The sequence below is a fragment of the Streptomyces sp. PL-25 genome (assembly GCF_058344915.1).
Map to the genome: position 1 here is coordinate 7572149 of NZ_CP136997.1, position 14302 is coordinate 7586450.

General features: G+C 75.2%; 11 protein-coding genes. 3 read left to right on the plus strand and 8 right to left on the minus strand.

The features are described 5' to 3' along the window. Positions 1 to 47: 47 nt before the first annotated feature. Genes R4Z62_RS33340 through R4Z62_RS33355 form a run of 4 tightly spaced genes read right to left on the minus strand, consistent with a single transcriptional unit; the run spans position 48 to position 5321 of the window. The gene (locus R4Z62_RS33340; RefSeq protein ID WP_382845455.1) at positions 48 to 1322 is read right to left on the minus strand and encodes a cation:proton antiporter; all 1275 of its coding nucleotides are present in this window, start codon (positions 1320 to 1322) and stop codon (positions 48 to 50) included. After that, complete coding sequence (locus R4Z62_RS33345; protein WP_491521773.1) at positions 1319 to 2683, minus strand: cytochrome P450; 1365 nt, start codon at positions 2681 to 2683, stop codon at positions 1319 to 1321. Before R4Z62_RS33345 ends, R4Z62_RS33340 begins: the two co-directional genes overlap by 4 nt. After that, positions 2680 to 3750, minus strand: coding sequence for an alpha-hydroxy acid oxidase (locus R4Z62_RS33350; protein ID WP_491521774.1), 1071 nt, complete (start codon positions 3748 to 3750; stop codon positions 2680 to 2682). The genes R4Z62_RS33345 and R4Z62_RS33350 overlap by 4 nt, the downstream gene beginning before the upstream one ends. After that, on the minus strand, positions 3747 to 5321 hold the full coding sequence (locus R4Z62_RS33355; RefSeq protein WP_491521775.1) for an FAD-dependent oxidoreductase: 1575 nt from the start codon (positions 5319 to 5321) through the stop codon (positions 3747 to 3749). The genes R4Z62_RS33350 and R4Z62_RS33355 overlap by 4 nt, the downstream gene beginning before the upstream one ends. A 62-nt stretch (positions 5322 to 5383) precedes the next feature. On the opposite strand from R4Z62_RS33355, the gene R4Z62_RS33360 reads away from it, so the two are divergent. After that, a complete protein-coding gene (locus R4Z62_RS33360; RefSeq protein WP_491521776.1) occupies positions 5384 to 6919 on the plus strand; it encodes an aromatic amino acid ammonia-lyase in 1536 nt (511 codons plus the stop codon). Here the strand turns inward: R4Z62_RS33360 and R4Z62_RS33365 are convergent. The 4 genes from R4Z62_RS33365 to R4Z62_RS33380 all read right to left on the minus strand — a co-directional run bounded on the left by R4Z62_RS33365 (position 6825) and on the right by R4Z62_RS33380 (position 12053). Continuing rightward, a complete protein-coding gene (locus R4Z62_RS33365; RefSeq protein WP_491521777.1) occupies positions 6825 to 8153 on the minus strand; it encodes a sensor histidine kinase in 1329 nt (442 codons plus the stop codon). The genes R4Z62_RS33360 and R4Z62_RS33365 overlap by 95 nt on opposite strands. Continuing rightward, the gene (locus R4Z62_RS33370; RefSeq protein ID WP_199785557.1) at positions 8150 to 8830 is read right to left on the minus strand and encodes a response regulator transcription factor; all 681 of its coding nucleotides are present in this window, start codon (positions 8828 to 8830) and stop codon (positions 8150 to 8152) included. The genes R4Z62_RS33365 and R4Z62_RS33370 overlap by 4 nt, the downstream gene beginning before the upstream one ends. 113 nt (positions 8831 to 8943) lie before the next feature. Further along, positions 8944 to 11361, minus strand: a complete 2418-nt coding sequence (locus R4Z62_RS33375; RefSeq protein WP_491521778.1) for an FtsX-like permease family protein — start codon at positions 11359 to 11361, stop codon at positions 8944 to 8946. Beyond that, positions 11358 to 12053 (minus strand): ABC transporter ATP-binding protein, encoded by a 696-nt coding sequence (locus R4Z62_RS33380; protein WP_491521779.1) that lies wholly within the window; start codon positions 12051 to 12053, stop codon positions 11358 to 11360. The genes R4Z62_RS33375 and R4Z62_RS33380 overlap by 4 nt, the downstream gene beginning before the upstream one ends. Positions 12054 to 12274: 221 nt before the next feature. Here R4Z62_RS33380 and R4Z62_RS33385 point away from each other — a divergent pair, with 221 nt between their 5' ends. Continuing rightward, positions 12275 to 13570, plus strand: coding sequence for a sensor histidine kinase (locus R4Z62_RS33385; RefSeq protein WP_491521780.1), 1296 nt, complete (start codon positions 12275 to 12277; stop codon positions 13568 to 13570). Then, positions 13567 to 14268: a response regulator gene (locus tag R4Z62_RS33390; RefSeq protein ID WP_064537107.1), complete on the plus strand. Its 702-nt coding sequence runs from the start codon at positions 13567 to 13569 to the stop codon at positions 14266 to 14268. Before R4Z62_RS33385 ends, R4Z62_RS33390 begins: the two co-directional genes overlap by 4 nt. Positions 14269 to 14302: the final 34 nt, after the last annotated feature.

Below are 14302 nucleotides of genomic sequence, written 5' to 3' on the forward strand. Positions count from 1 at the left end.
CTCCGCCGACACGTGCCGCGCACGCGTCGGCGGAGCCCGGCCCCGTGTCAGCGCCCCTCCGGCACCCCGGGCGCGAGGGCCCCGGCGCGGGACGGGCCGAGGCGTGCCCGCTCCCGCCGGTCGATCCAGTGCAGCAGCGGTGTCGCCATCACGGTGGTGACGACGGCGACCACCACCAGCGCGCTGAACAGCGCCTGGGTCACGATGCCCGCCGCGAGGCCCAGATTGAGCGCGATGAGCTGCATCAGCCCCCGCGCGTTCATCAGCGCCCCCACCCGCAGCGCCACCGGCCCCGGCTCCCCGGCCAGCCGCGCGGCGAGCCAGCACGCGCCGAACTTCCCCGCCACCGCCACCAGCACGCACCCCAGGGTCAGCAGCAGCACCGGCCCCGAGCCCAGCAGGGCGAAGTCCGTGTTCAGCCCCGAGTAGGTGAAGAACAGCGGCAGGAACACCGTGCCCACCGGCTTCAGCGTCTCCACCGTGTGGTCCAGCCGCTCCGAGCGCGGGAAGACCAGTCCGAGGCAGAACGCCCCGAACACCGCGTACAGCCCGATCTCGTCGGTGTACCAGGCCACCAGGAACAGCGCGCCGACCAGCACCGGCAGCAGGCTCTCGGGCGCCGCCCGCTCCGCGAGCCGCACGGTGCGGCCGTGCAGACGCGTCACCACCCCCAGCACCACGACGAGCCCCAGGGCACCGGCCACGGCCAGCGACACCAGCCCCGCGCTGCCCCCGGAGATACTGAAGACACCCGCGAGCAGCACCCACGCCACCGCGTCGTCCACGGCGCCCGCACCGAGCGCCAGCGACCCGAACCGGGTCCCGGCCAGGCCCTGTTCGGCGATGATCCGCGCCAGCATCGGGAACGCCGTGACCGCCAGCGCCACCCCCACGAACAGCGCCGACACCACCAGCGGCACCCCCGGCGCGAGCGTGCCGGTCCGCTCGCCGACGGCGGCGACCAGCACCGCCCCGAGCACCACCGGCACCAGCACCCCGGCCGCGGACACCATCGCGGCCGGCCGGGCGACACCGCGCAGCCGGTCCACCCGGAAGTCCCAGCCGACGTGGAACATGAACGCGACGAGACCGATCTGCCCCACCACGTACAGGACGGGCCGCGACTCCTCGGGGAACAGCCGCGCCTCGACGCCCGGCAGGAGGGCGCCGAGCACCGAGGGGCCCAGCACCACGCCCGCGAGCATCTCCCCGACCACGGGCGGCTGCCCCACCCGCCGCAGCAGCCCCGAGACGAGCCGGCAGACGGCCAGGATCACCACGACGGCGAGGAAGAACACGGGGGCGAGCTCCGTCGGCTTCATCCGCCGTCACCTCCTGGGCGCGCGACCGGGCACCGGCCGGGCGGGAACCGTTCGAAGTAGCGTGCTGCGGGGCGCTGGCGGCGGGCGTGCAGCACCATCACCGTGCCGAGCACGAGCTGCCGCACCCCCCGGGTGACGTCCTCCACGCCGTCGCGCACCCGCAGAAAGCCCCGCAGCGGCGCCAGCCGCCTGCCGGGCTCCAGGCCGCGCGGGACCATGAGGCAGGGCGCGCGGTGCGGGATGGACCGGGTGTGCGAGACCGTCGACTCCAGCCGGAAGCGGCCCAGCACCTCGCGTACGGCGGCCCGCAGCACCAGCGGCGACAGCCGCCACGCCGGACACGGCCGGTTGGCCGCCACCCCGAACGGGATGTGATGGGCGTCCCTGGCGGACAGCGAAGCCCAGCGGTCCGGGTCGAAGACGTCGGGCCGCTCGTAGCCCGTGGCGTGGTAGTCCGGGTAGCTGAAGCACACCACCGAGCCGCGCGGCAGCGTGGTCCGGGCGTCGAGCGGGATGTCGTCGGTGGTGATGCGGTGCGCGATGCCGAACAGCGGATACAGCCGCATCGTCTCGTCGAGCACCTGGGTCAGGTACCGGTCGTCGCCCGGGTCGTCCGCGAGCCGCCGCTGCACCCGGGGATGCCGGGCCAGCGCCAGCAGCAGATGCGCCGTCGCCTCCGAGAGCTGCACGACGGCCGTGTTGAAGAACGTGCCCTGGAGGTAGAACACCTGCTCCTCGGGCGACAGCGAGGCCGGCAGCCGGTGCGGCACGTCACCGGCCGCCAGCCGCTCGCGCACATACGCCGTCAGCCGCGCCCTGCGCCGCGGATGGCGCAGCCCCGTGCACTTCAGGGCGTTGATCACATCGTCGGCGTGCGCGGTGATCAGCTTTCGGGCGTGCGGCGGGCACGGCTCGCGGAACACCAGCCAGTAGCAGAACTCCGCCCAGGCGGGCATCACCAGGTCGCGCAGCCGCACCAGGCTGATCCGGTCCGCGGGCAGCGCGTCCAGGACACCGGCGACCGCGCGGGCGGCCGCCGCCGCCAGGTCGGCCGAGCCGCCGGCCAGGATCCGCCGGGTCGTCTCGGCCACGTCCTCGTAGCGCGCGCCCGGCTCCAGGTGCTCCTGGTGCACCTCGGACCCCGGCGACAGCCAGTACCAGAACAGATCCGACAGACCCGCCCCGGCACTGCGGCCGTTCGCGGCCGGATGGGCGTACACCCGCTCGAACACCTCCGGCCCGTGGGCCGCGTTGGGCAGCGTCACGGCCCGGTCGTGGTTCACCTTCTCGAAGATGCGCGCCCGCAGCGCCACCACGGCGCGCGGCAGCCACCACGTGTCCGCCGTCCGCCCGCCGCTCACCGCGTCCCGCCTCTCGGGACGACCATGTCCCGCGTCAGATCGGCGTTGCGGGCGCCCCCGCACAGGGCCAGCGTGTGGTCGTAGTCGTCGCGCAGTTCCGCGAGGACCCGCCGCACGCCCGCCTCGCCCTCGGCGGCCAGGGCCCACAGCACCGGGCGGCCCACCCCGGCCGCCGTCGCGCCCAGCGCGAGCGCGACGGCCACGTCGCCGCCCCGGCGCACTCCGCCGTCCAGCAGCACCGGCACCCGGCCCGCGACCGCCTCGGCGACCGCCGGCAGGCAGTCCACCGCCGCCGGGACGGTGTCGCACTGGCGGCCGCCGTGGTTGGAGACGACGATCCCGGCCGCGCCGTGCTCCACGGCCAGCAGCGCGTCCGCCGGGTGCAGGACGCCCTTCACCAGCACGGGCAGCGAGGTCGTACCCAGCAGCGCGTCGAAGTCCCGCCAGGTCAGGGCCGGGGACATGGGGATGTCGGTGAGCCCGCCCGGCGGGGCGCCGGGCAGGTTGCGCATGTTCTCGGCGGCGCAGCCGGGCGGCAGGTCGGTGAACCCGTTGCGCAGGTCCCGGGTGTGCCGCCCGAACACCGGGGAGTCGACGGTGACCACCAGGGCCGTGCAGCCCGCCTCCTCCGCCCGCCGCACCAGCGCCTCGGTGACCTCGTGGCGCGGATGCGGATAGAGCTGGAACCACACGGCCGAGCCGGCCGCCGCCTCCCGGGCCGCCGCGGCCACCTCGCCCACCGCGACGGTCGCGGCCGCGCCCGTCACCAGGACGGCGCCCTCGGCCGCCGCGGCCCGAGCCGTGGCCCGCTCGCCGTCCGGGTGCATCAGCCGGTGGAACGCGGTCGGCGCGACCACCACCGGGCCCGCCCCGCGGGCGCCCGGCAGATCGACGGAGGTGTCCCGCCGCTCGCTGCCGCGCAGCACCCTGGGCAGCAGCGCGTACCGGTCGAACGCCCGCTCGTTGTCCGCGAGGACGCGTTCCTCGCCCGCGCCGCCCGCCACATAGTCGTAGTGCACCGGGTCCAGGGCCCGGCGTGCCGTCTCGTGCAGCGCGCGCAGCGTCACGGCGCCACCGGGGCGGCCGGGCCGCGCCGGGCGGCGAGGAACGCGCGCAGCGGGCCCCGGTGCACGTCCTCGCTGTCCCACTCGTTCTCCAGGTTCTCCGCCAGATGGTGCTCGGCGACGTCCTCCCCGGCGCGGTACCAGCGCACCACCGGATGCAGATAGCGGCCGTCCAGGCCCGGCGCGTCCCGCCGCGCGGAGCGGCCCGCCGACACGTCGAACGGGTCCACCCGGTCGTGGTCGGCCCCGTACTCCAGGGTGACGACCGCGTACGCGGCCACCTCCCCGAAGTCCCCGGCGCGCACGGCCCGCGCCACGTGCCCGACCGGGACCTCCTCGGCGTGGCGCATCGTGCCGTCCGGGGCGAGCAGCAGCAGGTCGCCGAGGACGCCGAACTGCTGCCACAGCGCGGAGGACCGGTTGACCCGCTCGATGATCCGGTCGACGGCCGCCCCGGTCTCCCGGCCCAGCTCCGCCACCGGCCAGGGCTCGCCGTGGTGACGTCGGCGCAGCTCCCGGTACAGGGCGCGCACCGCGTAGCGGAAGCCGTGCACGAAACCGGTGGTGGACCTCTTGAAGTCGCGGCCCTGTGTGAGGGTCCCGGCGAAGTACAGCTCCGGCACGTTCACCGACTCACCGACGGCGGTCAGGGCCGGGAACCGGCCGTCGATCACGGTCTCGGGCGCGCAGGTGCCGTCGAAGACCGACGCGTCGAACCGGAACCCGGTCGCGACGATCACCCGGTCGTAGCGCAGGTCCTTCACCACCTCGTCGGCCCGCTCGAACGCCACCGGCACGCGGAAGCCGTCCCCGTCCCGCCGGATCTCCAGGACCCGCCCGTCCAGCAGCGCGTTCTGCGACTTGAGCTGGTAGCTGTCCAGGAAGTTGTTGTTCACCGCCCGCAGATGGCCGACGTAGTGCGACTGCCAGGCCAGGCGCAGCGAACCGGAGCCGACCAGGTGGATGACCGCCGCGGTCTCCATCAGGCTGTCGGCCGTCTCGAAGGCCGAGTTGCCCCGGCCGATCACCAGCACCCGCTGGTCCGTGAAGGGCTCCGGGTCGGTGTCGAACGTGTCGTAGCGTTCGGCCAGTCCGATGCCGGGGATCGACGGCACGTTCGCCAGCGGCACCCCGGTGGCCACCACCACGCGCCGCGCCCGCCGGGTCTCCCCGGCGGCGTCGGTCACGGTGAACCCGTCGGCGTCGCGCGAGACGCGCTCCACCGAGGTGCCGTACCGCACGCGGACGCCGGTGCGCTCGGCGAAGTCCGCCAGATAGCGGACCATGTCGTCGGCCGCCGGGAAGTAGCGCCGGCTGTACCGGGTGAACAGCAGCTCCGGATCGTCGCTCAGCAGGGAGTTCCAGTCCATCCGCAGCCGCAGCTCCGGATCCTGGTAACCGGTGTGCACCTTGTTGGTCGAGATGAGGGTGCGATGCCGGGGGAAACGGGTGAAGAACGCGCCCGGGACGCCGCCGCGCTCCAGGACCACGTAGTCCGCACCGGCACGCTCCAGGGAGGCGGCGAGCTGAAGTCCCGCGGGCCCCGCTCCGATGATCACGTAGTCATGCGCCATGGCCCGGAAGCTATCCAGCGGATTTCAGAGCGCTCTGAGATTCCCCGCCTACCGTTCCGGACGTGCTGACCACCACGGACACCGTCACCCTCACCGGCCCCCTCGCACCCGCCGTCCTGCGCCGCGCGGCCGAGCCCCTGACCGTCACCGTGGACGAAGCGGCCCGTGCCCGGCTGGACCGCGGGCGCCGCCTCTTCCGCGCCCTGCGCGACGGCGACGACGGCACCGGGGAGCGGCCGATCTACGGCGCCACCACCGGCTTCGGCGCCCTCGTCGGCTACCCGGGCCGGGCCGACGAGGCCGACCAGTGCGACAACACCCTCGCCCACCTCGGCGCCGGCCAGGGCCCCGACCTGCCGCACGGCATCGTGCGCGCCGCCCTGCTGGTGCGCGCCCGCTCCCTCGCCCAGGGCCTGTCCGGGGTCTCCGCCGAGGTCGTCGAACGGCTCGCGGCGATGTTCGCCACCACCTTCTCGCCCGCCGTGCCGCGCTACGGCTCCGTCGGCGCCAGCGGCGACCTCGTCCCGCTCGCCTACGCCGCCCAGGCCCTGCGCGGCCGGGGGCACGCCTACGCGGACGGCCGCCGCATGCCCGCCGCCGAGGCGCTCGCCGCCACCGGACTGCGCCCCCTCGCCCTGGACGGCCGCGACGCCCTCGCCCTCGTCAACGGCACCTCCGTCACCACCGCCGCCCTGGCCCTGGCCCACGACACCGTCCGCACGGCCCACCGCGCGCTCACCGCCCTGACCTGCCTGCTGGCCGACCTGCTCGGCTGCGACCCCGGCTTCCTGGACGCCGACCTGCTGCGCGCCTACGGCCATCCCGGCGCCGTCGACACCGGCACCCGCATGCGGCACCGGCTGGCCGGGACCACACCGTCCGGCACCCGCCCGCTCCAGGAGCCGTACAGCATCCGCTGCTCCCCGCAACTGCTCGGCGCCGCCGAGGACGCGCTGCGCCACATCGACGCGGTGATCGCCGCCGACCTGGCCGGGGTCAGCGACAACCCGCTGTTCTTCCCCGGCGTGGGGGACCCCGTCCACCCCGACCCGGCGGAGGGCAGAGCCGTGCACGGCGGGAACTTCTTCGGGCAGCCCGCCGCGTTCGCCGCCGACCTGCTCGCCTCCGTCACCGCACAGCTCGGCAACCTCGCCGAACGCCAGCTCGACCTGCTGGTGGATCCGGCCCGCAACGGCGGCCTCCCGCCCATGCTCGCCACCGAACCCGGCGCCCAGCACGGCCTCCAGGGCGTACAACTGGCGACCACCGCCTTCGTCGCGGAGATCCGCCGCTGCGCGACCCCCGCCGCCATGCAGAGCCTGCCCACGAACCTCCACAACCAGGACATCGTCCCGTTCGGCACCCAAGGCGCCCTGCGCGCCCACGACCTGGCCGAACTGCTCGGCCTGCTGTGCGGCTCCCTCGCCCTCGGCCTGCGCCAGGCCGTCCACGTCGGCGCCAGACGGCCCACCGCGCCCCGGTGCGCCGCCCTCCTCGACGCCCTCAGCGCCGCGATCGACCCGGTCGACCCGGACCGGCCACTGGACGAGGACGTACGGACAGCGGCACGGCTGCTCGCCACCCACGCCATGCCCTGACCCCGCGGTCCGCGGCCACCGGCGGCGACGGCGCGCTCTGCGGCAGCCGCAGCGTGAACCGCGCGCCGTGCCCCGGACGGCCCGCCGCCACGACCGTGCCGCCGTGACTCGTGACCACCTCCCGCAGCAGGGCGAGCCCCAGCCCGTACCGGCCCCCGCCGCCCCGGTGGAAGCGCCGGAACAGCCCCTCGGCCTCACCGGCGTCGAAACCGGCACCGGTGTCCGAGACCGCCAGCACCACCGTCGAGCCCGAACGGGACAGCGCCAGCTCGATCCGGCCGCCCGGCGGGGTGTGGGCGATGGCGTTGGCCAGCAGCTCCCCGACCGCCCGGCGCAGCGCGGACGCCACCCCGTCGACCCACAGCGGATACGGCGGCCCGTCCACCCGGACGGTCAGCCCGCGCTCCCGTACGCGCTCCGCCTCCTCGGCGGCCGCCGAGCGGACCAGGGCCGTCAGCTCCACCCGCCGCCGCGTCGCCCGCCACGCCGGTCCGGCCGCGAGCGTCGCCGACGACAGCAGATCGTCCAGCACCTCGCCGAGCCGTCCGACGGAGGCGACCAGCCGGACCAGACCCTCCCGGTGCGCGGGCGGCAGCCCCTCGGCCGCCGCCCGCCGCGCCAGCATCTGCGCCCGTGTGTGCACCCGGGTGATCGGCGTACGCAGCTCATGACTGGCGTCCGCCACGAACCGCCGCTGCCGGGACAGCGCCTCCGCCAGCGGCGCCACCGCCCGGCGCCCGAGGACCGCGCCGGTGACGCCCGCCGCGGCGAGACCCACCGCCTCGGCCACCCCCAGCGCGAACCACAGATGGCTGCGGTCGGCGAGCTGGAACCGCAGGTCGAACACGGCCTGCACCACGGCGCCGTCGTCCCGGACCTGCGTGCGCACCAGATACACGGCGTCCCCGCTGCGCACCGTGCGCTCCACCGGCGCGCGGCCCCGCCGCACCCGGTCCAGATCGGTGCGCAGGGGGAATCCGGCCGGAGCGTTCGGCAGGACCGTCGCACCCGGACCGTACAGCCACATGCACCCGGGCGGCCGCGACAGGTCGCCGTGCGCCGCGCCGAAGCGCACCTCGCGGCGCACCTGGTCGTCCTGCGCGTGTGTCATCACGGCGTACGCGACCCCGCCCACGACGGTGACCAGCAGGGTGATGATGGCCCCGGTGGTCCAGGCGATCCGCCGCCGCGCCCGGCGCACCGCCCCGTCGCCGCCGTGCTCCGGCTCCCTCACAACGCCCCCAGCCGGTAGCCCAGTCCGCGGACCGTGCGCACCGCCCTGCGGCCCAGCTTGCGGCGCAGGTAGTACACATACGTGTCGACGATGGACGGCGCGTGCGCCTCCTCGAAGACGATCCGGCGCAGCTCCGCCCGCGAGTACACGGTGTCCGGGCGGCGGGCCAGCGCCCACATCAGCGTGAACTCCCGCGCGGCCAGGGCGATCCGCTCCCCGTCCGCCAGGACCACCTCGCGGCGCCCGACGTGCAGGCGGCCGGACCCGATCCGCAGCACATCGGTCGCCTCCAGCGATCTTCTGCACAACGCCCGTAATCTGGCGGTGAGTTCATCCAGATCGAAGGGTTTGACCAGATAGTCGTCGGCGCCCGCGTCCAGGCCGTCCACCCGGTCGTGCACGCTGCCCATCCCGGTCAGCAGCAGCACCGGCGAGCGCACCGGACGCGACCGCAGCCGCCGCAGCAGATCGAGGCCGTCCACCACCGGCAGCCGCCGGTCGATGACGAGCACGTCGTACGTGCGGGTGAGACCGAGGTGCAGGCCCCGCTGCCCGTCGGCCGCGACGTCCACCGCGTACCCCTCGTCCCCCAGCACCTCGATGAGCAGCCCGGCCAGCTCCCGGTCGTCCTCGACCAGCAGCAGCCGCCAGGGATCCCGCGTGTGCTCCTGCGTCACAGTGCCCTCCCTCGCCCCAAGTCTCACCTGTCAACGCCCTGGTGACACTTGGGGGTTCCGGTTCGGGGCCATGGGAAGAGGTGTCGCCGCGCCGGGCTCCCGGCCGACCGCCGCTACTCGGCGCGCAGCGCGTCGGCCGTGCCGGTCCCGGCCGCCCGGACCGCCGGAACCAGGGCGCCCAGCAGGGCGAGCACGACCCCGCCGAGCCCCGGCAGGAGCAGCCGGGCCGGCGAGTACACGTCGAGGACCGACGGCGGCATGGCGGTGCCCACGGCATGCCCCATCACGGGCATGACGAGGCCGTGCAGCACGTACCCCGCCGGGACGCCCAGCAGAGCGCCGGCCGTGCCGGTCAGGGCCACCGAGGCGAGCACGAGGCTCACGGTCTGCCGCGGCGTCATGCCGACCGCCCTGCACACCCCCAGGTCGTGGACGCGTTCTCGGGTGTCGAGGACGACGGAGTTGAACACACCGAGGCCGGCGACGGCGGTCAGCAAGGCGGTGAGCAGCACCGCCATCGCGTCCATGACGAGGACGAGCCCCTTCCGCCGCGGCGGCGGGACGGTCGTGGCGTCGCCGCCCAGCGGCCGGACGGCCGACGCGAGCGCGCGGGCGTACTCGACCGCCGAGACGCCGGGCTCCACCTCCACGAGGAACGTGTCGGGCTCGGCCGACGGGAAGTCGGCCATGTCCGCGTGGATCTCCAGCCGGTCGCCCGAGGTGTCGAAGGACTCACCCACGATCCTCAGCTCGGCGCTCTCTTTCCCGCAAGTGATCCGCACCGTGTCGCCGAGCCTGGTGCCGGTCCGCTCCAGGAAGCGGGCGGGCACGACGACCTGGCCCCTGCCGTCGATCCAGTGGCCGGCGAGCATCTCGTAGCGGGCGTCGCGCGCGTCGCCCTCGTAGAGGTCGGCCCGCACCGAACCGGAGACTCCGGCCACGCTGACCTCGGTGCTGAGCCTGCCGTAGTACGAGGCGGCGCCGGGCCGGGACCTGATGGCCGCCCGGACCTTCGCCGGGTCCGCCTCCCCGGACACGGGCGCGTCGGGAGTTCCGCCGCTCACGGGAGCCGGGCCCGCACCGCCGCCCGCGGCGGGGACCGGCGGCGGGGGAGCGGCGGTGTGCGGCCGAGTCGTCGTGACCGTGACCGCCGCGCGGCTCCCGGGATCCTGCGAGGCGGCGACCGCGCCCAGGGAGGAGACCAGCCCCACCGCGAAGGTCACCGCGACCGTGCCGAACGCCACCGCGAGCAGCGTCGCGAGGGCACGGACCGGATGCGTGAAGGCGGTGGCGAGACCGTAGGTCACCGGCCGCGGCAGCGGCAGGCGCCCCAGCGCCCGGTGGGCGCGCTGCCCGCGCCCGGTGCGCGGGGACCGGCCGGCCACGAGCGCCTCCACCGTGTGCAGCCTCCCGGCCCGTCGCGCGGGCACCAGCGCGGCGAGCGCCACGACGAGCAGCGCGGCCGCCGGTACCGCGGCATCCACCCACCAGGCCACCGACAGGGAGACGGTGCCGTACAGCGACTCGGTGTCCGCCAGCATCGGCACGGCCAGCAGGTTGCCCAGCGGGACTCCCGGGACGATGCCGGCACAGGCGGGGACCACCGCTTGCGCCACATGGACCCGGACGACCTCGCGCGGGGTGAAGCCGACGGCCTTGAGGATGCCGATCCTGCGCATACCGGTGCCGACCGCCCCGCCGACCACACTGCTGACGATCACCACCGACATCACGATGCCGAGCACACCGAAAGCCGTCACGAACGGCACGGCCGCCGCCGCGCCCTGATCCGCCGCCCGCCTGGTGTCCAGCCAGGACCGCATACCCACGAGCGTCCCCGGACCGGTCGCGGCGACGAGCTCCGCCCGGTCGGCGAGGATCTGCTCCTTCGTAGCGGCCGAGCCGAAGCGGTACAGCATCTGACGCGTGACGACGCCGCCCCCCGATGCCATCGCGTCGACCTGCTCCGGGATCGCCCAGGCGTCGGCGGTCCTGCTGGCCGACAGCGCGAAGCCGACGACCGTGAGAGCCGGGGCGCCCGCGGTGTCCGAGGCCCGGAGCACGGAACCGATCCCGGCCCCCGGTCCCTCGAACGACGGACTGAGCACGATCTCGCCCGGCGTGCGCGCCCACCGGCCCGACCTCAGTTCGACGCGGTCCACGTCACCGTCCGGACCGGAGCGCCCGACCAGGGTCAGGGGCGGCAGCCGGAAACCCGTCCGGTCCACCGGCCGGAACTGCGTGGACGGGTACGGCCCCGCGCTCGCGGTGACACCGCGCAGCCGCCCCGTCCGTGCCAGCCGCTCCGCACTCGTCCTGGCCGGATCGAACTGCGCGGTGATGTGCGCGCCACGCTGCGCGGCGAAGGCGTGGTCGAAGGGCGCGGACGCGGTGGCCATCAGCGACCCGGCGACCACGGCGGACGCCACGGCCATCAGCGTGGTGAGCGCGATCACGACGCCCTGCACCGGCCGTCGGCGCACCCCGCTGCGCACCACCCGGCTCAGCGCGCCGGCACCGAACCGGCTCATCGGGCGGTCCGCGCGGTCGAGTCGAGGGCGGTGAGGTGACCGTCCACCAGGTGGATCGCGCGGCTCGCCACCGCCTCGGCCAGCGCCAGGTCGTGCGTCACCAGCACGATGGTCTGCCCGCCGCGGTGCAGGTCCCGCAGCAGATCGCGCACACCGTGGCCCGAGGCGGTGTCGAGCGCACCCGTCGGCTCGTCGGCCAGCAGCAGCTCGGGCCGGTTGACGAGCGCTCGGGCGAAACCGACCCGCTGGCGTTCGCCTCCCGACAGCCGGCCCGGCCAGGCGCGGGCGTGCCTGCGGATGCCCAGCATCTCCATGAGCTCGTCCGCGCGGGAGGCGGCCTCGCGCCGCCCAATCCCGGTCAGCCGGGCCGGGAGCTGGATGTTGTCGGTGACGGTGAGGTCGTCGAGGAGATGGAAGAACTGGAAGGCCATGCCGATGTGCCGGCGGCGGAACGTGGCGAGGGCACGCTCGCTCAACCGGTCGATCCGCCGGCCGGACACCACCACGGCGCCGTCGGTCGGCCGGTCCAGACCGGCGACGAGATTCAGCAGGGTGGACTTGCCGCTGCCGGAAGGCCCGGTCACGGCAAGGGCCTCGCCCCGGGCGACGGTGAGCGAGAGCGGTCCGAGCGCCGGTGCGCCGGAGCCGTCGTAACGCTTCGCCACACCCTTCAGCTGGATCAGTTCGGTCATGCGAGCGGCCCGTCCTTACGGTCGTGAGAGGCATCTGCCGTTGCGGCCCCGTGAACCTACGAGCCGTCGCCGACGGGGCGCGTCGGCCGCTGAAGCGACATCGCCCCCTCCCCGCGGGGGATCCGGCCCGGCCCTCCTACCTGAGGACGAGGACCCGGGGACGATCCCCCTGATCGCACAGGCGGACGCGGGCCGGTGGCGGAACGCAGCACAATGTGCGGATGCAGACGGAAGACCGGTGCGGCAGACGGCGACAACTCCTCGACGCGCTGCGCCCCGAGCCGAAGACCGCCCCGCTGTCCGGGCGGGCGGTACGCGCCGACGTGCTGCTGGCGGTCGTCGTGACCGCCGCCGCTCTGATCGTCGCCGCGCGCCACCCCGGAGCCGGGCCCGTGGGCATCGCCCCGCCCCGGATCGACGGCGGCGACGGGCTGCCCCTGCCGCCGCCGCCCGGCCCCGGGCAGGCGCCCGCGCAGGACGACTCTCCTCCCGTCGCCTGGACCCTCGTCGTCCTGTCCACGCTGCCGCTCGCGCTGCGGCGCCGTCACCCGCTGACCGTCTTCACGGCGGTGCTGGGCGCGAGCCTGGCCCTCGGCGTCTCCGCCTCCTGGATCACCGTCCTGGCCTGCGTCGTCGCCGCCTACAGCGCCGTGGTGCACAGCCGGCACCGGATCGTGGCCGTCGCCGCCCTGCTGGCCGCCGCCGTGCTCGCCGGCGTGGTGTTCCGCGCTGCCGATCCCGTGCTCCCGGGCTGGTCGAGCCCGGGGTTCGTCCTGCTCGTGGCCGGGATGCTGGCCAGTCTGGTGCGCTTCCTGCACCTGCGGCTGGCCGCCAGCCGGGACCGGATCACCGAACTGCGGGCGGACCGGGAGCAGGCCATGCGCCGGGCCGTCGAGGAGGAGCGTGCCCGTATCGCCGCCGAACTGCACGACGTCGTCACCCACCACGTCAGTGTGATGGTGATCCAGGCGGGTGCGGCCCGCACGGTGATGGACGCGCTCCCGGAGCAGTCCAAGGAGTCCCTGCTGGCCGTCGAGGCGGGCGGCAGGGCCGCCCTGGCCGAACTGCGCCATGTGATGGGCCTGCTGGCAGCCCCGGACCACGAGAAGCCCGACGGCCTGGAGCCCCAGCCGGGGCTCGCACGGCTCGACGCGCTCATCGACGGGGTACGCGCCGCCGGGACGCCCGTGCGCGTCGGGCTGTCGCTGCCGCCGCAGCCGCTGCCACCGGGCGTGGACCTCGCGGCCTACCGCGTCGTGCAGGAGGCACTGACCAACACCGTCAGACACGCGCCCGGAGCGGAGGCGTCCCTCTCCATCGGCTACACCGACACCAGCCTGCTGATAGAGATCACGGACACCGGTGGTACGCGGAAGGCCCCGCCGGGGGAGAGCGGCGGCCGTGGCCACCTGGGGCTGCGCGAGCGACTCGCCGTCTACGACGGTGAACTGACGACCGGTCCGACCCGGGACGGCGGCTACCGCGTCACGGCCCGCATCCCGCGGAGCGCACGATGACGGCGGAGACCCGGCCGCTGCGCGCGGTCATCGCGGACGACCAGGCCCTCGTACGCACCGGCTTCAGGATGATCCTGGCCGCGGCCGGCATCGAGGTGACCGCCGAGGCGGCCGACGGGGCCGAGGCCGTCGCCGCGGTCCGCCGCACCCGGCCCGACGTCGTGCTCATGGACATCCGGATGCCGGGGACGGACGGCATCGAGGCCACCCGGCGCATCCTCGGCGGCGACGGCCCGCACGAGACCCGCGTCATCATCCTCACCACGTACGACCTCGACCACTACGTCTACGCCGCGCTCACGGCCGGCGCCAGCGGCTTCCTGCTCAAGGACGTCAGCCCGGAGCACCTGGTCGCCGCCCTGCGGCTGGTGCGGTCCGGCGACGCCCTCCTCGCCCCCGCGATCACCCGCCGGCTGATCGAACGCTTCGCCGGGCACGACGAACCGCGGACCGCCGCCCCGCACCGCGACCTGTCCGTCCTCACCCCACGCGAACTGGAGGTCCTCCGCCTGCTCGCGACGGGCCTGAGCAACGCCGAACTCGCCTCCCGCCTCGTCCTCAGCACCACCACGGTCAAGAGCCACGTCGGCCGCATCCTGTCCAAACTCGACCTCCGCGACCGCGTCCAGGCCGTCGTCCTCGCCTATGAGACGAGGCTGATCACCCCGGGGGAGGGCGCCCCGGACAGCAGCGGATGAGCGCGCACACCGGCGTCCGTGCTCCCGGACCGGG